The 18,737-nt window shown below is 67.7% G+C and carries 15 protein-coding genes; 3 read left to right on the plus strand and 12 right to left on the minus strand.

Annotated elements, in window-relative coordinates:
* Positions 1–75 precede the first annotated feature (75 nt).
* From AC5Y3Z_RS00565 to sepIVA, 11 genes are all read right to left on the minus strand, one after another.
* Complete coding sequence (locus tag AC5Y3Z_RS00565) at positions 76–2,532, minus strand: [protein-PII] uridylyltransferase (protein WP_473139969.1); 2,457 nt, start codon at positions 2,530–2,532, stop codon at positions 76–78.
* A 16-nt stretch (positions 2,533–2,548) separates the two neighbouring features.
* Complete coding sequence (gene glnB, locus AC5Y3Z_RS00570; RefSeq protein WP_463827035.1) at positions 2,549–2,887, minus strand: nitrogen regulatory protein P-II; 339 nt, start codon at positions 2,885–2,887, stop codon at positions 2,549–2,551.
* Positions 2,888–2,889: 2 nt separating this feature from the next.
* Positions 2,890–4,308: an ammonium transporter gene (locus tag AC5Y3Z_RS00575; protein ID WP_463827181.1), complete on the minus strand. Its 1,419-nt coding sequence runs from the start codon at positions 4,306–4,308 to the stop codon at positions 2,890–2,892.
* Positions 4,309–4,461: 153 nt separating this feature from the next.
* The gene (gene ftsY / locus AC5Y3Z_RS00580) at positions 4,462–5,799 is read right to left on the minus strand and encodes a signal recognition particle-docking protein FtsY (protein ID WP_473139970.1); all 1,338 of its coding nucleotides are present in this window, start codon (positions 5,797–5,799) and stop codon (positions 4,462–4,464) included.
* Positions 5,800–6,100: 301 nt separating this feature from the next.
* The gene (gene smc, locus AC5Y3Z_RS00585) at positions 6,101–9,706 is read right to left on the minus strand and encodes a chromosome segregation protein SMC (protein ID WP_473139971.1); all 3,606 of its coding nucleotides are present in this window, start codon (positions 9,704–9,706) and stop codon (positions 6,101–6,103) included.
* A gap of 253 nt (positions 9,707–9,959) precedes the next feature.
* Complete coding sequence (locus tag AC5Y3Z_RS00590; protein ID WP_473139972.1) at positions 9,960–10,241, minus strand: acylphosphatase; 282 nt, start codon at positions 10,239–10,241, stop codon at positions 9,960–9,962.
* A complete protein-coding gene (locus tag AC5Y3Z_RS00595) occupies positions 10,228–10,641 on the minus strand; it encodes an OsmC family protein (protein WP_499917962.1) in 414 nt (137 codons plus the stop codon). Before AC5Y3Z_RS00595 ends, AC5Y3Z_RS00590 begins: the two co-directional genes overlap by 14 nt.
* 81 nt (positions 10,642–10,722) lie before the next feature.
* The gene (mutM, locus tag AC5Y3Z_RS00600) at positions 10,723–11,571 is read right to left on the minus strand and encodes a DNA-formamidopyrimidine glycosylase (protein WP_463827040.1); all 849 of its coding nucleotides are present in this window, start codon (positions 11,569–11,571) and stop codon (positions 10,723–10,725) included.
* A 109-nt stretch (positions 11,572–11,680) separates the two neighbouring features.
* Positions 11,681–12,400 (minus strand): ribonuclease III, encoded by a 720-nt coding sequence (rnc, locus tag AC5Y3Z_RS00605; protein WP_463827041.1) that lies wholly within the window; start codon positions 12,398–12,400, stop codon positions 11,681–11,683.
* Positions 12,397–12,975 (minus strand): YceD family protein, encoded by a 579-nt coding sequence (locus AC5Y3Z_RS00610; RefSeq protein WP_473139974.1) that lies wholly within the window; start codon positions 12,973–12,975, stop codon positions 12,397–12,399. The genes rnc and AC5Y3Z_RS00610 overlap by 4 nt, the downstream gene beginning before the upstream one ends.
* A gap of 71 nt (positions 12,976–13,046) precedes the next feature.
* Positions 13,047–13,784, minus strand: a complete 738-nt coding sequence (sepIVA, locus tag AC5Y3Z_RS00615; RefSeq protein WP_463827182.1) for a cell division protein SepIVA — start codon at positions 13,782–13,784, stop codon at positions 13,047–13,049.
* Between the two features lie 255 nt (positions 13,785–14,039).
* Between sepIVA and AC5Y3Z_RS00620 the strand changes: the two genes are divergently transcribed.
* Both AC5Y3Z_RS00620 and purU read left to right on the plus strand, forming a co-directional pair.
* On the plus strand, positions 14,040–15,224 hold the full coding sequence (locus AC5Y3Z_RS00620) for a permease (RefSeq protein ID WP_473139975.1): 1,185 nt from the start codon (positions 14,040–14,042) through the stop codon (positions 15,222–15,224).
* 435 nt (positions 15,225–15,659) lie between these two features.
* Entirely contained in the window at positions 15,660–16,571 is a 912-nt protein-coding gene (gene purU, locus AC5Y3Z_RS00625) for a formyltetrahydrofolate deformylase (RefSeq protein ID WP_473139976.1), read from the plus strand.
* 13 nt (positions 16,572–16,584) lie between these two features.
* On the opposite strand, the gene AC5Y3Z_RS00630 is transcribed toward purU, so the two are convergent.
* Positions 16,585–17,637, minus strand: coding sequence for an NAD-dependent epimerase/dehydratase family protein (locus tag AC5Y3Z_RS00630; protein WP_463827046.1), 1,053 nt, complete (start codon positions 17,635–17,637; stop codon positions 16,585–16,587).
* Positions 17,638–17,770: 133 nt separating this feature from the next.
* On the opposite strand from AC5Y3Z_RS00630, the gene AC5Y3Z_RS00635 reads away from it, so the two are divergent.
* The gene (locus tag AC5Y3Z_RS00635) at positions 17,771–18,736 is read left to right on the plus strand and encodes a metallophosphoesterase (protein ID WP_473139977.1); all 966 of its coding nucleotides are present in this window, start codon (positions 17,771–17,773) and stop codon (positions 18,734–18,736) included.
* Position 18,737 lies beyond the last annotated feature (1 nt).

Consider the following 18,737-nt stretch of genomic DNA (forward strand, 5'->3'; position numbering starts at 1 on the left):
AATGGCGACGCTTCGGCGGCGTGTCCTGTCGGAAACCGCACACCCGGCGGCCGGTGGGCAGCGGGGCGAACCGGGCTAGTCCCCTACCGGCTCGTCGACCATCACCACCGCCGGGGCGCCCAGCACGTCCAGCAAGTTCTTTTCCACCGCGGTGCGGGCGTTCGAGTCCGGCGGGACCGTCACACAGAACACGTCGGCGGCCGTCGAACCGAACGTGTTCACCTTCGCCCAGACGACGTCGGTGTCGGCGCGTTCCAGCGCCCAGGCCAGCAGGGCGAGCAGGCCCACCCGGTCCATCGCGCGGACTTCCAGGATCAGCTGCCCGGGTGTGTCGGTGTCCAGCCACAGGATGCGCGGCGGCGCGGTCGAGCGGGTGACTGGCACGCCCACCTGCACCTCCCCCGCCCGCGCGGTCGCCGAGCTGGTGGCCTCCAGATCCCGCTTCTCCAGCGTCCCCAGCACGTCGACGTCACCGCGCAGCGCACCCACGAACGCCTGACGCAGCATGTCGGCCGCCGGCGGCGAACCGAACAGTGGCGAGACCACGAACTCGGTGATCGCAACGCCCTCGTGCACGTTCACCGACGCTGAATGCACCCGCAGCGAGTTCAGCGCCAGTACCGCAGCCGCTTTGGACACCAGGCCGCGCTCGTCCGGGGCCACCATCACCGCAGTCAGCCGCTCGCCATCGCCGGCATTGATCTCGACGTGCACCCCTTTTTGGGCGGCCAGTGAAAGATAGTGCGGCGCAGTGGGTTCGGCTTGCGGCAACGTCTCACCGGCCATCGCCATCCGGCACCGGCGCACCAGGTCCTCGACCAGCGAGGCCTTCCAGTCGCTCCACACCCCGGGTCCGGTGGCCTTGGAGTCGGCCTCGGACAGCGCGTGCATCAGTTCGAGCAGTTGCGGATCGCCACCCAGCGCCTCGGACACCGACTCGATGATCGCCGGGTCGTTCAGGTCGCTGCGGGTGGCCGTGATCGGCAACAGCAGATGATGGCGGACCATCTGCGTCAGCGTGTTGATGTCAGCGGCCGACAACCCCAGGCGCTCAGCGATCGGAACCACCAGGTCCGCGCCGAACACACAGTGGTCCACGCCGCGACCCTTGCCGATGTCGTGCAGCAGCGCGCCGAGTGCCAGCAGGTCGGGCCGGGCGACGTTGGTGGTCAGCGGCGCGGCGTGCACCGCGCACTCGACGACGTGGCGGTCCACCGTCCACTTGTGCGAGACGTCGCGGGGCGGCAGGTCGCGGATCGCGTCCCACTCCGGCAGCAGCTGTCCCCACAGCCCGGTGCGGTCGAGCGCCTCGATGGTGGGCACCGCGGTGGGTCCGGCCAGCAACACCACCAGCAGATCGTCCAGGGCTTCCCGCGGCCAGGGCGTGGGCAGCGGCGGTGCGCTGTCGGCCAGCCGGCTCAGCGTCGCCGCGCCGATCGGCACGCCGCTGTCGGCCGACGCCGCCGCCACCCGCAGCACCAGGCCGGGATCACGGTCGGGTTGGGCTTCGCGGGCCAGCACGATCTCCCCCGCGTACTCGACCACGCCCTCGTCCAGCGGGCGGCGTTTGGGCCGGCCGATGAACGCCGAGATGCCGCGCCGGGGCAGCGCGTTGGCGGCGGTGCGCAGGCCGGTGACGGCGTGGTAGCCGATGGTGCGTCCGGCGCTGGAGAGCATGCGCGCCAGGTCGAACCGGTCGCCGACGCCCAATGCGGCGCTGATCTCGTCGGCGAATTGGGCGAGCACCTGATCGCGTCCGCGGCGCGACACCATGTGCAGTTCGGTGCGCACATCGAGCAACGTGAGGTAGGCCTCGTCGAGTGACCCGGCCGGGTTGTCCGTCCGGGACATGCCGCTGCGGTCGATGAGCTGGGCCAGCGCCAGTGCGTTGAGCAACTGCGCATCGCGCAGCCCGCCGCGGCCGGATTTCAGGTCGGGCTCAGCCCGGTGGGCGATGCGCCCCAGCCGCAACCAGCGGGCGTGCGTCATGTCGACGAGTTCGTCCATGCGGGAACGGATTCCGGTGCGCCATTGCCGTCGCACCCCGCTGACCAGATCTGCCGAGAGCTGCTCCTCGCCGGCGATGTGCCGCGCTTCCAGCATGCCCAGGGCGGCGGTCAGGTCCGCGTTGGCCGTGCTGAGCGCCTCACTGACGGTGCGCACGCTGTGGTCGAGCCGAATGTTGGCGTCCCACAACGGATACCACAGTTTGTCCGCCACCGGGCCCAGCACGTCGGCGGGTTTGCCGTCGTGCAGCAGCACCAGGTCGAGGTCGGAGTACGGCAGCAACTCGCGCCGGCCCAGCCCGCCCACCGCCACGATCGCGTATCCGCTGCCGTCGCCGATGCCGATCTCGGCAGCCTTGGCCTTCAGCCAGGATTCGTGCAGTTCGAGGACCCTCTGGCGCATCTGCGCGGGGGTGAGCCCCTGGAGCCCCTCAGACAACAGTTCGCGCCGGGCGGCAGCCAGATCGACTGCCGCCGCGGCGCTTTCTGGTGTCTGTGAAGAATCCGGCCGGTCCGTCGTGGTCACACCCGGCCGGTTCTACTCACAAAGCGTCCGATCCGCGCTCACCGGTGCGGACGCGCACGATGGTGTCGACCGGGCTGACCCACACCTTGCCGTCGCCGATCTTGCCGGTCCGGGCGGCCCGGACGATGCTGTCCACGACCTTGTCGACGATGGCGTCGTCGACGACGACCTCGATCCGCACTTTGGGCACGAAGTCGACGGAGTACTCCGCACCCCGGTAGACCTCGGTGTGACCCTTCTGCCGCCCGTAGCCCTGGATCTCGCTGACGGTCATGCCCAGGACGCCGGCGTCCTCGAGGCTGGTCTTGACGTCGTCGAGGGTAAACGGCTTTACGATCGCGGTGATCAGCTTCATGTCTACTCCGCCTCCACTTTCTCGCCCACGCGCTCTTCCCGGCCGTTGACGCTACTCTGCGGCGGGATGCTGGCCCTCGGAAGCACCGAACCACTGGCGACCGCGAAGTCGTAGCCGCTCTCAGCGTGCTCCGACTCGTCGATCCCGGCGGCCTCCTGCTCAGCCCCCAGACGCAGCCCGATGGTGTACTTCAGGATAAGCGCCAGGACCAGCGTGACCACGCCGGAGTAGGCCAGCACGGCGAACGCCCCGACAGCCTGCCGTTCCAGCTGGTCCGGGCCCCCGCCGTAGAACCATCCGGCGGACACGCCGCTCACGCCGTTGATCGCCACACTTTCCGGAGCGGCGACCAGGCCCACCAGCAAGGTGCCGGCCAGCCCGCCGACCAGGTGCACCCCAACCACGTCGAGCGAGTCGTCGAACCCGAGCTTGAACTTCAACCCGACGGCCAGCGCACACAGCACACCGGCGACCACGCCGATCACCAGGGCACCGACGACGTTCACCGACGAACAGGACGGCGTGATGGCGACCAGGCCGGCGACGATCCCCGAGGCCGCGCCCAACGTCGTCGCGTGTCCGTCGCGGATGCGCTCGGTGAGCAGCCAGGCCAGCATCGCCGCGGCCGTCGCCACCGTGGTGGTGAGGAACGTCGAACCGGCAGCACCGTTGGAGCTGGTCGCCGAACCGGCGTTGAACCCGTACCAGCCGAACCACAGCAGGCCGGCGCCGAGCATCACGAACGGCAGGTTGTGCGGCCGGAACAGCGTGGTGGGCCAACCCTTGCGCTTGCCCAGCACGATCGCCAGGACCAGGCCGGCCACACCGGCGTTGATATGTACCGCGGTACCGCCGGCGAAGTCGATCGCGTGCAGCTTGTTGGCGATCCAGCCGCCTTTCTCGGCGGCGAACCCGTCGAACGCGAACACCCAGTGCGCGACCGGGAAGTAGACCAGCGTCGCCCACAGGCCGGAGAACACCAGCCAGGCGCTGAACTTGAGCCGGTCGGCGACCGCGCCGGAGATCAGAGCGACGGTGATGATCGCGAACATCAGCTGGAAGGCCACGAACACGGTGGCGGGCAAGGTGCCGGCCAGCGGAATGTCCGTCGCCGCCAACGGCGGAGTCTTGGTGGGGTCGGCCGCGACGGCGTTGCCGCCGATGAGCCCCTTGAGCCCGAAGTATTGGGTCGGGCTGCCCACCACGTTGCCGGTGTCGGTGCCGAATGCCATCGAGTAGCCGTAGAGCACCCAGAGCACCGTGACGACGCCCATCGCGCTGATGCTCATCATGATCATGTTGAGCACGCTCTTGGCGCGCACCATGCCGCCGTAGAAGAACGCCAGGCCCGGCGTCATTAACAGAACGAGCGCGGAACTCGCCAGCATCCAGGCGGTATCGCCCGTGTTGGGCTGGCCCATAATCGGGAAACTCACTCGCTATCACCTCCAGTCAGCATCGGGAGGGCCCCAGATGGATGACTGGCGACCTGCCCAGAACCATGCGCATAAGTTGTTGCGCGAATGGGGCGGCGATGTTTCGTCAGGATTAACGTAAAGACTGCTGTGTAATACCTACTTGCCGAGCAGGGCGTCGACGAACGCCGCGGGCTCGAACGGCGCCAGATCGTCGGGGCCTTCGCCCAGCCCGACCAACTTCACCGGCACGCCGAGTTCCTGCTGGACGCGGAAAACGATGCCGCCCTTGGCGGTTCCGTCCAGCTTGGTCAGCACCGCGCCGGTGATCTCGACGACGTCGGCGAACACCTTGGCCTGGGCCAGTCCGTTCTGCCCGATCGTGGCGTCGAGCACCAGCAGCACCTCGTCGACCGACGCCCGACGGGTCACGATGCGCTTGACCTTGCCCAACTCGTCCATCAGGCCGACCTTGGTGTGCAACCGGCCGGCGGTGTCGATCAGGACGACGTCGGCGCCGGCCGCGATGCCCTTGTCGACGGCGTCGAACGCCACCGACGCCGGGTCAGCGCCCTCGGCGCCGCGCACCACTTCCGCGCCGACCCGCGACGCCCAGGTCTGCAGCTGATCGGCCGCCGCGGCCCGGAAGGTGTCCGCCGCACCCAGCACCACGCGGCGACCGTCGGCCACCAACACCCGGGCCAGTTTGCCGACCGTGGTCGTCTTGCCGGTGCCGTTGACGCCGACCACCAGCAACACCGACGGATGGTCGGCGTGCGGCAGCGCCCGGATGGATCGGTCCATCTCGGGATGCAGCTCTTTGATCAGGACGTCCCGCAGCACCGCGCGGGCGTCGGCCTCAGTGCGCACGTTGGTGCTGGCCAGCCGGGCGCGCAGCTGGCTCACCACCGACTCGGTGACCACCGGGCCCAGGTCGGCGACCAGCAGGGTGTCCTCGACGTCCTGCCAGGAGTCCTCGTCCAGGTCGCCGCCGCCGATCAGGCCCAGCATGCTGCGCCCGAGCGCGTTCTGCGACCGGGCCAGCCGGCCGCGCAGGCGTTCCAGTCGCCCTTCGGTCGGTTCGATCTCCTCCACCGCGGGCGCTTCGGGCGCTTCCGGTTCCAGGACGTCGAGAACCTCGAGACCTTCGGGGATCTCGGGTTCGGCCGGCGGCGCCTCGACCTCAGGGAGGTGGACCTCGGAGATCGGGCGCTTGGGCGCGTCGCGCGGGATGGTCGCGTCGTCCCCGACGGCGGGCAGACCGCTGGTGTCGATCCGCTCTACCGGTTCGGGCCGGTCCAGGGTCGGCGTCGGGGTCTGGCTGAACGTGATGCCGGACGACGCGGTGTAGCCGCCGGATTTATCGATCGCGTCGGTTTGCGGGCGCGGCGCCAGGCTGATCCTGCGCGTGCGGTACCGCACCAGTCCGACGACCAGCGCCGCGATGACGAGCAGGACGGCGACGACCGCGACGGCGATCCATAGACCTTCGGACACGCGGACAATCCTTCCAGCCGGGGGGTGTCAGGCACTCGGCGGGTTGGGGGCGGGTCGGGCGGCTCTTGGGCTGGGCTGTTCGCGTGCGCTGCCCACGCGCTCCGACGTCGGGTGTGCGGGCCGGGCGTTGAGTGTGAAGTCAGGGTTTCAGCGGTGTAACCAGGGCGGCAATCCGGCGAGAATCCCGCCGCCAGTGCACATTCCAGGCCCTGCGTGCACACCCGACGCCCTGAGTGCACACCCCGTAACCAATGGCACGCTCGAACGCCGGGCAGTTCTGCAGCCCGTCGGAGCAACCGGCTTATACCGGCGTGGTAGCTAGCCGATCGACCTGCTGCCCCCGGATCCGCTGCGAGATCACGGCGGTGATGCCGTCACCTTGCATCGTCACGCCGTAGAGCGCGTCCGCCACTTCCATGGTGGGCTTCTGGTGGGTGATGATGATCAGCTGCGAGCGGTCCCGCAGCATCTCGAACAGCCCGATCAGGCGGCGCAGGTTCACGTCGTCCAGCGCGGCCTCCACCTCGTCCATGATGTAGAACGGCGACGGGCGGGCCCGGAAGATCGCGACCAGCATCGCCACCGCCGTCAGCGCCTTCTCGCCGCCGGACAGCAACGACAGCCGGGTCACCTTCTTGCCCGGCGGACGGGCCTCCACCTCGATGCCGGTGGTGAGCATGTCGTCGGGTTGAGTCAGCCGGAGCCGGCCCTCGCCGCCGGGGAACAGCGCGGTGAATACGGTCTGGAACTCGCGTTCGACGTCGAAGAATGCCTCGCTGAACACCTGCAGGATGCGGGCGTCGACGTCAGCGACGACGTCGAGCAGATCCTTGCGGGCGGCCTTGACGTCTTCGAGCTGGGTGGACAGGAAGTTGTACCGCTCCTCCAGCGCAGCGAACTCTTCCAGGGCCAGCGGATTGACCCGTCCCAGTTCGGCCAGCTCCCGCTCGGCGCGTTTGGCCCGACGCTCCTGGGTGGTGCGGTCGTAGGGCATCGGGGCGGGCGCGACGACCTGCTCCCCGCGCTCCCGGGCCTGCTCGAACTCGGCCATCTCCAGCTCGGTCGGCGGCAGCGGGACGTCGGGTCCGTACTCGGCGACCAGGTCGGCCGGCGCCATGCCGAACTGGTCGAGGACCATCTGCTCGAGCTGCTCGATGCGCAGCGCCGCCTGGGCGTTGGCCACCTCGTCGCGGTGCAGCGAATCGGTGAGCGCCGCCACCCGCGCGCTCAACGTGTTGGTCTCCTCGCGAACTGCGGTCATTGCCGCTGCCCGCTGCTGGCGTTCGGCGACCAGCTCGTCCCGCATCTTCGACGCCGCGGCCACGACGAGATCGAGCCGACCGGCCAGCGACCGACCGGACTCGGCGACCGCGGCGGCCACCGCGGCGGCCCGCACCCGGGCTGCGCGCGCCTGTTCGGCCAGCGATCGCGCCTTGCGTTCGGCCGCGGCGGCCCGGCGCAGCGAGTCGGCACGCCCGCGCACCGCATTGGCCCGCTCCTCGGCGGTGCGCACTGCCAGCCGGGCCTCGACCTCGACGCTGCGTGCCCGGTCGGCGGCGGCCGCGATCTCCTGACGCGCCTGCGCCGGGCTTGCCTCCTCCTCGGTGACGTACTCGGTTTGCTGCGCATTGCGCAGCCGCGTCTCCAGCTCGGCCACTTCCTCGACGGTCCCGGCGCGCCCGGCTTCCAATTGTTCGCGTTGCTGCAGCAATCGGGTCCACTCGTCCTGGGCCGTCCGCGCATCCTGACCCAGCCGGCCGAGCTGGTCATACATCGCCGAAATGGCGGTGTCGGACTCGTTGAGCGCCGCCAGCGCATGCTCGGCGGCATCCTGGCGAGCGCTCTGTTCGGTCAGCGCCCCGGACAGCGCGGCGCTGAGCGCAGCGACCTGTTCTTCGGCGGCGGCCAGTTCGCTGCGCGCCTTATCGATCTCTGAGGCGACCTCCAGCGTGGACAACTTGCGGTCCGACCCGCCGCTCACCCGGCCCGCGCCCACCAGGTCGCCGTCGCGGGTGACCGCGCGCAGCTGAGGACGGCTGGCCACCAGGTCCAGCGCGTGACCGAGATCCTCGACGACCGCGACGTCGGAGAGCATCGCCGCCAACGCCCCACGCAGCCGGGCCGGCGCGTCGATGAGGTCCAGCGCCCAGCGGGACCCGTCGGGCAACTCCGGCGACTCAGGCGTCGGTGCGGGCCAATCGCTGAGCACCAGCGCCGCACGACCACCGTCGGCCTGTTTGAGCGCGGTGACCGCGCTGCGCGCGGTGCCCAGGCTGTCGGCGGCCAGCGCGTCGGCCGCCGACCCCAGCACCGCTGCCACCGCCGCCTCGTAGCCCGGGGACACTTTGACCAACTCCGCGATCGAACCGAAAAGCCCTGCGCCACCGTGATTTCGGGTCAGCCAGGCGGTCCCGTCCTTGCGTTCCAGGCTCACCGACAACGCGTCGATGCGAGCCCGCAACGAGGCGACCTGGCGTTCGGCGCTACGTTCGGCGGTCTGCAGCTCGGCGACCCGCGCGTCGGCCAGCCGCACCGCGGACATCGTCCGCTCATACTGCTGGTCCAGGCCCAACTCACCCTGGTCCAGCTGCCCGACGCGACCCTGCACGCTCTCGAACTCGGCGCGGGTCTGTTGGGCACGGGCGTCGGCCTGCTCGATCCGCTCGGAGAGCCGCGCGAGGCTCTCGTCGGTCGACTCGACCCGCGCCCGCATGGTCTCCACCTGGCCGGCCAGCCGCGCCAGACCTTCGCGCCGGTCCGCCTCGGCGCGTACCGCCGCCAGGTGCGCCTTGTCCGCCTCGACCGCGCGGCGCTCCCACTCGGCCAGTTCGGCGCGGGCGCCGTCCAGGCGGGCGCGGGCCTCGTCCAGTTCTGCCAGCAGTTGCTGCTCGGCAGACGCCACCTCGTCGGCCTCGGCGTCCAACGCGTCGGGGTCGGTGTCGCTGGCCCGGACCGGTTCCACGTCAAGATGCTGCGCCCGCTCGCTGGCGATCCGCACCGTCGCACCGACCCGTTCGGCCAACGCGGACAGCCGGAACCAGGTCTGCTGGACGGATTCGGCGCGTCCGGAGAGCTCCGACAGTGCCGCTTCGTGCGCGGCCAGTTCCTCCGCGGCGACCGACAGGCGGGCCGCGGCTTCGTCATGCTCGCGGCGCATGGACGCTTCGGCGTCGAAGATGGCCTGCCGTTCGGTGCGCCGGCTGACCAGGTCGTCGGCGGCCAGGCGCAACCGGGAATCGCGTAGGTCGGCCTGGATGGTCTGGGCACGCCGGGCCACTTCGGCCTGCCGGCCCAGCGGCTTGAGCTGGCGCCGCAGTTCGGTGGTCAGGTCCGACAGACGGGCCAGGTTGGCTGCCATCGCGTCGAGTTTGCGCAGCGCCTTTTCCTTGCGCTTGCGGTGCTTGAGCACGCCCGCGGCTTCTTCGATGAACGCCCGCCGGTCTTCGGGGCGGGACTGCAGGATCTCGTCGAGCTTGCCCTGCCCGACGATCACATGCATCTCGCGGCCGATGCCGGAGTCGCTCAGGAGTTCCTGGACATCCATCAAACGGCAACTGCTGCCGTTGATTTCGTACTCGCTGGCGCCGTCGCGGAACATCCGGCGGGTGATGGACACCTCGGAGTACTCGATCGGCAGTGCATTGTCGGAGTTGTCGATGGTGACGGTGACCTCGGCGCGTCCCAGCGGGGCACGGGAGGAGGTGCCGGCGAAGATGACGTCTTCCATCTTGCCGCCGCGCAGCGTCTTGGCGCCCTGTTCGCCCATCACCCAGGCCAGCGCGTCGACCACATTGGACTTGCCGGAGCCGTTGGGCCCGACGACGGCGGTGATGCCCGGCTCGAAACGCAGAGTCGTAGGCGCGGCGAAGGACTTGAAGCCCTTCAGCGTCAGACTCTTGAGGTACATGGCGAGCCAGACTACTCGGGCCGTCTGCCATCGCGCCGAGCGTCACGCCAGCAGCCGAGCGCGTGGCCATCGCCCGTCACCCGTCGCGCCGAACGTCACGCCAGCGTGGCGGCCAACGCCCGACGCCACGCTGGCGTGACAGTCGACGAGCAGCTAAGCGCTTGGCCCTCACCCGTCGCGCCGAACGTCACGCCAGCGTGGCAGCCAACGCCCGACGCCACGCTGGCGTGACGCTCGGCGAGGGCCGTGCCCGCTAACGCTCGACGAATCCGGTGAACTGCTCGGTCGGCTCCGACCAGTCGGCGACGACCTTGTCCACCCGTCCCGGCGTGCTGTCCCCGCGCAGCAGGTCCAGCAGCTTCTCGCCGGACTCACGCGGCCCGTTGGCCACGACGAGCACGCGCCCGTCGGCGTGGTTGGCGGCGTACCCCGTCAACCCCTGCTCCAGCGCGCGGCAGCGCGTCCACCAGCGGAAACCGACGCCCTGGACGTGGCCGTGCACCCAGGCGGTCAGTCGCACGTCAGGCCCCGACATCGCGGACTCCGAACGTCACCGTGCTGCCCGATCTCAGCGTTCGACCCACTGTGCACACCGCGTCCACGGCCCGGTCGACGACAGTGCGCACCCGTTGCCGGTCTTCGTCGCTCAGTCCCGACAGGTCCAGTTCGAGGGTCTCTTCGAGCAGCGGGTAGACCTCTTTTTCCCGGTCAGCGGCGCCGGACACGCGGATCACCGCCCGGTAGTCGTCACCGAGCCGGCGGGCCAACGGCTGGTCACTGGCCATGCCGCTACAAGCGGCGAGCGCGATCTTCAGCAATTCGCCCGGAGTGAACACCCCCTCGACGTCCTCGCTCCCGACGAGCACCTGTGCTCCCCGGGAGCTGTGCCCGGTATAGCGGCGGGTGCCGGTGCGTTCCACCCACAGTTGCGTCATAGTTCCTCTCTTCTGTGTGTTGAGTCTGCGGTGAGGGCGCTGTTTCGGCCGTTTCTGCGCCCTGAGCGCAGAGTCAATGGCTCAACGGCGCGGCCGCGGTTGACATTTCGGGCAATAGAACGACGAGCGGTTCATGAACTTCTCCCGGCGCATCACCGCCCCGCAGCGCCGGCACGGCTGCCCGTCGCGGCCGTAGGCGTCCAGCGACCGGTCGAAGTAACCCGACTCCCCGTTGACGTTGACGTACAGCGAATCGAACGAGGTGCCACCCTTGGCCAGCGCTTCGCGCATCACCTCAGCCGCCGATTCCAGCACCGCGGCCAGCCGCCGACGCGGCAGCGTGGCCGCAATCCGCGCGCCGTTGACCTGGGCTCGCCACAGGGCTTCGTCGGCGTAGATGTTGCCGATGCCCGAGACCACCTGCTGGTCCAGCAGTTGGCGCTTGATCTCAGAATGCTTGCGCCGCAATACATCCACCACCGCCGCGGCGTTGAACTGCGGATCCAGCGGATCGCGCGCCAGGTGCGCGACCGGCTGCGGCACGACGCTGCCGTCGACGGTCACCAGATCGGCAAGCAGCCAGCCGCCGAAGGTGCGCTGGTCGGCGAAACTCAACACCGTCCCGTCGTCGAGCAGCGCCGAAATCCGCACGTGGTCAGCGCGCGGCACCACCCCCAGCAACATCTGGCCACTCATGCCGAGGTGGACCACCAGGGCCTCGCCGGTGCCCAACGTCAGCCACAGGTACTTGCCGCGCCGATCGGTGCCGGTGATCCGGGCGTCGAGCAGCCGGGCGGTCAGGTCGGCCGGGCCGGCCTCGTGGCGCCGCACCGCGCGGGGGTGGTGGACGCGGACGGCGGTGATCGTCTTGTCGACTACATGGGACTGCAGACCGCGCCGCACCACCTCGACTTCAGGTAGCTCAGGCATGTCCGCCCTCCTGGGCCCACTGTGCAATCCGCGACCGGACACGCCGCGCGACCGTCGGGAAATTCACTGTCGGCGCAGCAGGCACCGGCTTGTCACCGTCATCGGAGCTTCAGGATTTCCCCGCGGTGTCGAGCACGTGCGCTGCCTCGAGTGTTTTGTACGCAGCCGACGCCGCCTTCTGCTCGGCTTCCTTCTTGGAGCGGCCCACGCCCGACCCGTATTCGGTCTCCATCACCACCACCACCGCGGTGAATTCTTTGTCGTGGTCGGGCCCGGTCGAGGTCACCTGGTAGGTCGGCGTGCCGAGCGTCAGCGAGGCGGTGAGTTCTTGCAGGCTGGTCTTCCAGTCCAGACCGGCACCCAGGGTCGGCGCGGCGTCCAGCAGTGGGCCGAACAGGCGCAGGATGACCTCCCGTGCGACGTCGATCCCGTGCTGCAGATAGATTGCGCCGAGCAACGACTCCATCCCGTCGGCCAGGATGCTGGACTTGTCCGCGCCACCGGTGTTCGCTTCCCCGCGACCGAGCAGTACGTGCACGCCCAGCCCGTCGCCGGGCAGGCGGCGCGCCACGTCCGCCAGCGCCAGGGTGTTGACGACGCTGGCACGCAACTTGGCCAGGTCGCCCTCCGACCGGTCCGGATGCCGGTGGTAGAGCTCGTCGGTGATGGTGAGGCCTAATACGGCATCGCCGAGAAACTCCAGCCGCTCATTGGTGGGCAGACCGCCGTTCTCGTAGGCGTAACTGCGGTGCGTCAACGCCAGCGTGAGCAGGTCTTCGGGCAGGTCGACGCCCAGCGCGTCCAGCAGGACCTGCCGGGAGGGGGTCACTGCTCGCCCCCGTCCGGCGGGGGCAGTATTCCGGCGAGCTTGGCCCACCTGGGGTCGATCTGATCGTGCCGGTGGTCGGGCTCGGCGGCCAGCGAAATGCCGCACTGCGTGCACAAACCCGGGCAATCCGATGAGCACACCGGCGCGAACGGCAATTCCAGCCCCACGGCGTCGATGATCGGTTGCTCGAGGTCGATGGTCTCGGCGACGACGTGGCCGACCTCGTCCTGCTCGGTGGTCGCCTCGGTCGCACTGTTCGGATAGGCGAAGAGCTCGGTCAGCGCAACCTGCACCCGGCCCTGGATTGGCGACAGGCACCGGGAACACTCGCCGCTGGTGGGTGCGGTTACCGTGCCGGTCACCAGCACCCCTTCGGACACCGATTCCAGCCGCAGGTCCAGCTCCAGGGGTGCTCCCGGCTGGATCGCGATCAGATCCAGGCCGATGCGCAGCGGGCTGTCCACGCTTTGGCGCAGCGGAATCATCGCTCCTGGCCGTCGACCCAGCCGAGCGATATCGATCGTCAACGGCGTGGTGATGTGTCGCTGCGCCGTCTGGCTGTGCTGCTTGGCCATAGGTGGAATCCTACGGCGCGCAGCTGACAGGTCCACGTTCAGTTCAGCTGCCCGTCACCGGGCCGTCGGGCCTACCGCGTGACGTAGTCGTGGGTGCCGGCTGCGGTCCGGAGCTGGTGACGGCCTCGACCGACCGACCGCAGGGTTCCGTTGAGGAACTCTTCGAACTCGGCAAGCTTGTTGTCGACGTAGATGTCGCATTCGCCGCGCAGCCGGTCCGCTTCGGCGTGCGCAGTGTCGATCAGACGGGTGGATTCGGCGTGCGCGGCCTGCACCACCTCGTTCTGGGACACCAGCCGCTGCTGCTCCTTGATGCCCTCTTGCACGGCCTTTTCATAGGAGAGGTTGCCGTTTTCGATCAGGCGGTCGCATTCGGACTTGGCCCGGCTGATGCTGGCCTCGTACTCGCGTTTCGCCGACGCGGCGATGCGCATCGCCTCCTCGCGGGCCTCCCCGACCATCCGCTCGCTGTGCTGACGGGCCTCGCTGACCATCCGATCAGCCTGAGCCTTGGCGTCCGAGAGCAGCCGGTCGGCTTCGGCGCGAGCGTGGTTGACCATCGACTCGGATTCGGTGGTCGCCGAGGACACCATCGAGTCGGCGTGCGATTTGGCGTCGTGCAGCATCGCGTCGCGGGCGTCCAGCACGTCCTGGGCATCGTCGAGCTCACCAGGGATCGCGTCCTTGATGTCGTCGATCAGTTCAAGCACGTCACCGCGGGGAACGACGCACCCGGCGGTCATCGGCACGCCGCGGGCTTCCTCGACGATCGCGCTCAATTCATCCAGCGCTTCAAAGACTCGGTACACGGCCATACCCTCCTGGCGGCTTGCATAAATCTGTAGTTACCAGTGTGCCTGGTGTTACGTCTGTGACTGCGGTGATGACTCCGGTGTGTCGGCTTGAATTTTTGCTGCGCATCACCCGCGAACCGCCTCTAGCCACGTGATTTGGTTCCAGACTATCGCCGGCGTAGCCACCGGGACAGCGGGCGAGGCCTCTATTGACAGCATATATACCCTTGGGGGGTATATATGACGGCGTCACAGCGGAAGGGAACTTTGATGGACAGAGTCGTGAACGCAGTGCTGCACGCGTTGACGCTGACAGGTTCCATGACGTGGGAAATCCTTTGGGCGCTGATCCTGGGCTTCGCGTTGTCGGCGGTCGTCCAGGCTGTTGTGCGCCGCTCGACAATCGTGGCCTTGATGGGCGACGACAGGCCCCGCACCCTGGCCGTGGCGGCCACGCTCGGCGCCGCGTCGTCGTCGTGCTCCTATGCCGCCGTGGCGCTGGCCCGCTCGCTGTTCCGCAAGGGGGCCGACTTCACCGCGGCCATGGCCTTCGAAATCGGCTCCACCAATCTGGTGGTGGAACTGGGCATCATCCTGGCGCTGCTGATGGGCTGGCAATTCACCGCAGCGGAGTTCGTCGGCGGACCGCTGATGATCATCGTGCTGGCCCTACTGTTCCGGCTGTTCGTGCGCGGCCGGCTCATCGATGCCGCGCGTGAACAGGCAGACAAGGGAATCGCCGGATCGATGGAAGGCCATGCGGCGATGGACATGTCGATCCAGGGCGACGTGTCGTTCTGGCGACGGCTGTTCTCCGGACCGGGTCTGACCTCCGTGTCGCATGTCTTCGTGATGGAGTGGCTGGCGATCCTGCGCGACCTGGTCATCGGATTGCTCATCGCCGGCGCAATCGCGGCGTGGGTCCCGGAGAGCTTCTGGCAGAGCTTCTTTTTAGCGAACCACCCGGCACTGTCGTCGGTGTGGGGACCGATCGTGGGCCCAGTCGTCGCGATCGTGTCGTTCGTCTGCTCGATCGGCAATGTGCCGTTGGCCGCGGTGCTGTGGAACGGCGGCATCAGTTTCGGCGGGGTCATCGCGTTCATCTTCGCCGACCTGCTGATCCTGCCGATCCTCAACATCTATCGCAAGTATTACGGCGCCAGAATGATGCTGACGTTGTTGACGACGTTCTACGCCGCGATGGTCGTCGCGGGCTATCTCGTCGAATTGATCTTCGGGGCAGCCGATCTCATTCCGGGCGCCCGCAACGCGATGGTGATGTCCGGCAGCATCTCCTGGAATTACACCACCTGGCTGAACATCGCTTTCCTGATCGTCGCAGCGGTGCTGGTGGTTCGATTCTTCGCGTCCGGTGGAATGCCGATGCTACGGATGATGAACGGGTCGCCCGACGCTGAACACGATCATGGCGGGCATAGTCACCAGTGCCACTGAGGCTCGCTACCAACATTTTTCATTGATCGATCGCCGGTGGATGTCTTCCGTCGCCCGCTGGGCTTTCCGGACGCCGGCCGCGCTGGGCTCGGCTCAGCACTGCTCCGCCATGCGGCCGGGCGCTGCGACCGCGGCGGATTGCCTGCGTACCTCGAAGCAACCAACCCCCACAACAGGCAGCTCTACGCCGCCCACGGGTTCGAGGAGATCGGCGTCATCCAAGCCGGCAAATCGGCGCCTCTCTGGCCAAAGCTGCGTAAGCCCCGTTGAACTGCTGCGCCCGGCCGCGGTAAGCGAACGGATACCTAAATGAATGTTGGCGTGAATGTCCCGCGCGGGAGACCACACTGAAGACGACGACGTGCCGTAGCTGCCGCGATGCCTACCACGGCGGTATCGTTGCTCGCACGATTGCGAGGCGAAAGGGGTCCACTGGTGCCGACGCCGAATGATCCCGGCAACTTCGCGCAGCGGCCGGCCGGCCCCCCGTCTCCCGCAGACATCGGACGACTACTGCTGCGCTGCCACGACCGCCCCGGAATCATCGCTGCGGTAAGCACATTCCTCGCTCGAGCCGGTGCCAACATCATCTCTCTGGACCAGCATTCCACCGCACCCGAGAACGGAACCTTTCTGCAGCGCGCGATCTTTCACCTGCCCGGGCTCACCGCCGCAATCGATGGTCTGGAAGAGCAATTCGCCGCCACCGTGGCAGCGGAATTCGGCATCGACTACCGCTTCACCGAGGCGGCCAAACCCAAACGGGTCGCCATCTTCGCATCCAGGGAAGACCATTGCCTATTGGATCTGTTGTGGCGCAACCGTCGTGGCGAGCTCAAGATTTCCGTCGCGATGGTGATCGCCAACCATCCCGACCTTGCCGAGCGGGTTCGTCCGTTCGGTGTGCCGTTCATCCACATACCCGCCACCCGGGAAAGCCGCGCCGCAGCCGAACAGCGTCAGCTTCAATTACTCACCGGCAATGTCGATTTGGTGGTGTTGGCGCGCTATATGCAGATACTGACGCCTGAGTTCCTCGCCGCCGTCGGATGCCCGCTGATCAACATTCACCATTCATTCCTGCCGGCATTCATCGGCGCAGCACCCTATAAGCGCGCCCGCGAGCGCGGCGTCAAACTGGTGGGCGCCACAGCCCACTACGTCACTGAGATGCTCGACGAGGGGCCGATCATCGAGCAGGATGTGGTGCGGGTCAGCCACACCGACACCGTCGACGACCTGGTGCGTGTCGGTGCCGACGTGGAGCGGGCGGTACTGTCGCGCGCGGTGCTCTGGCACTGTCAGGACCGAGTGATCGTGCACGACAACCAGACGATTGTCTTCTGACCGCGACGGGAATCTATTCTGCGCTTCCGACTTCCGACAACGAGTCGCCGTACCTGGCTCGCAGCGCTCCCCACACATCGGCATACTGACCGGGCGACTTGCGATACGCCCCATGGCGTTTCAGGATCTGCCGGGCAACCGGCGCCACGAGGCGCCGCGGGTAGCGTCGCCAGCCGGTCTGCGCACGGATCTCGGCCAGCATGTCCGGCCACGAATGCTGCTGAAAATTCAGCAGTTCCTGCGCACGGGAGACATCCATCCAATCGTTGAGATACCAGGAATCGTCACTGTCCGGGTCTCCGGGACGTCCCATCGGTATCAGGCCGGCCATGCCCTGCGCCGCCGCCATGGCCGCGCCAATCTCGGCCTGCCGCAACATGTGCGAGTCATCGCCGGCGATCATCAACACCTCACCGGCCACCTCCGAATGCGCGGCCGCAACGAATGCGGTTGCCACATCGCGGGTATCGACGCAGTGCACCCGACCGTCGGCCGGCATCGCGCTGCTGAAATACAACACGTCGGTGGTGAAGGGCATGGCCGCCGGGTCGACGCTGATCACCCCACCGAGCCGCAAGATCAACCAGTTCAACCTCGACGCACGGACGATCTCCTCGGCTTCGAGCTTCTGACTCCCGTACAGGTCGCACGGGTTGACCGGGGTTTCCACGCCCAACCGGTCCTGGTGCCGATGTGGATTGCGCGCGCCGTATACGGAGATGCTGGACGCATGCAGAAAGCGCGGCGGATCAGGTTGCTGCTCTGCCGCACGCACCAAGATTGCGGTGGCATCGACGTTGACTCTGCGCGCCCACGCCGGCTCGCGGTAGATCAACGGGGGGATGACGGCCGCCAGGTGGACGATCACGTCCGGCGAAATTTCGCTGACCAACTGTTCAACCTGGTCGGGAACGGTCAAGTCGACGCGGCGGCTTTCCACCCCCGGCGGCAGGACCGCCAACTTGCGGTGCGCGGTGGCGACCACCCGCCATCCGTCGGCAGCGAACCTTCGGACCGCCTCCGCACCGACCAGACCGAAGGCTCCGGTAATCAGCACGGTCTGCATGGGCGTCCTCGATCCCCGTCAACATCGATGTTTCGAGCAGACGGTAACCCACTCGACGAAGAGAACGCCATGCCTCCGGCACCAGCTTGCTCAAGCTCGACGACGTGTCGCACCCAGGTGCGAAGATCAGGTCATGCAGTACTACGACATCATCGGCGACATCCACGGTTGTGCTTCCGCGCTTGAAACGTTGCTCGCCGATCTTGGCTACACACTTCAGGATTCGACGGGCGCGTATCAACACCCCACCCGTCAAGCCGTCTTCGTCGGCGACCTGGTGGACCGCGGCCCGGAACAGCTTCGCGTCCTCGAAATCGTCAAGCCGATGGTGGATACGGGCAGCGCCCGCATCGTCATGGGCAACCATGAGTTCAATGCGATCTGCTACTCCATCGAGCACCCGAGCGGCAGCGGCCAATATCTGCGCAAACACACCGACAGCAACTACCGACAGCACCGCGAGTTCGTCGACCAACTCACCGACGAGCAGCGCTTCTACTACCTGGACTGGTTCAAGACGCTGCCGCTGTGGCTGGACCTCGGCGATATCCGCGTCGTTCATGCCTGCTGGCATGAGGAGTCCATGCGATACGTCGAGAGCCAACTGGGATCCAACCAGTTCACTGCGGTGGACCAGTTCGCCCGGGCCTCCGACAGCACCGACCGCCTCTACACCACGGTCGAGGTGCTGCTCAAGGGCCCTGAGATCAGCCTAGCAGCCCATCACCAGCCGGATTATCTGGATAAGGACGGCCACGCCCGCAGCAGGGCCAGAATCCGGTGGTGGAACGAGGATGCGGCGACCCTGCGCGAGATCGCGGAAATGGCAAGCAATTTCACCACTGCGGCGGGTGCACCGTATCCCCCGCTACCCGACAGCGCCGTCACATCTGCGGACCGCTGCTACGTCTACTCGGGAACAGTTCCGGTGTTCTTCGGTCATTACTGGCGCAAGGATTCCCCGCAGCGCCACCGTGATTGGGCAGACCATTGCGCGTGCGTGGATTTCAGCGCGGTGAAGGGCGGCAAGTTGACGGCCTATCGCTGGTCGGGCGAGACCACGATCTGCGCCGACAACTACTGGCAGAGCGCCGGTTGAG

It is taken from the genome of Mycobacterium sp. NGS61 (assembly GCF_059812325.1).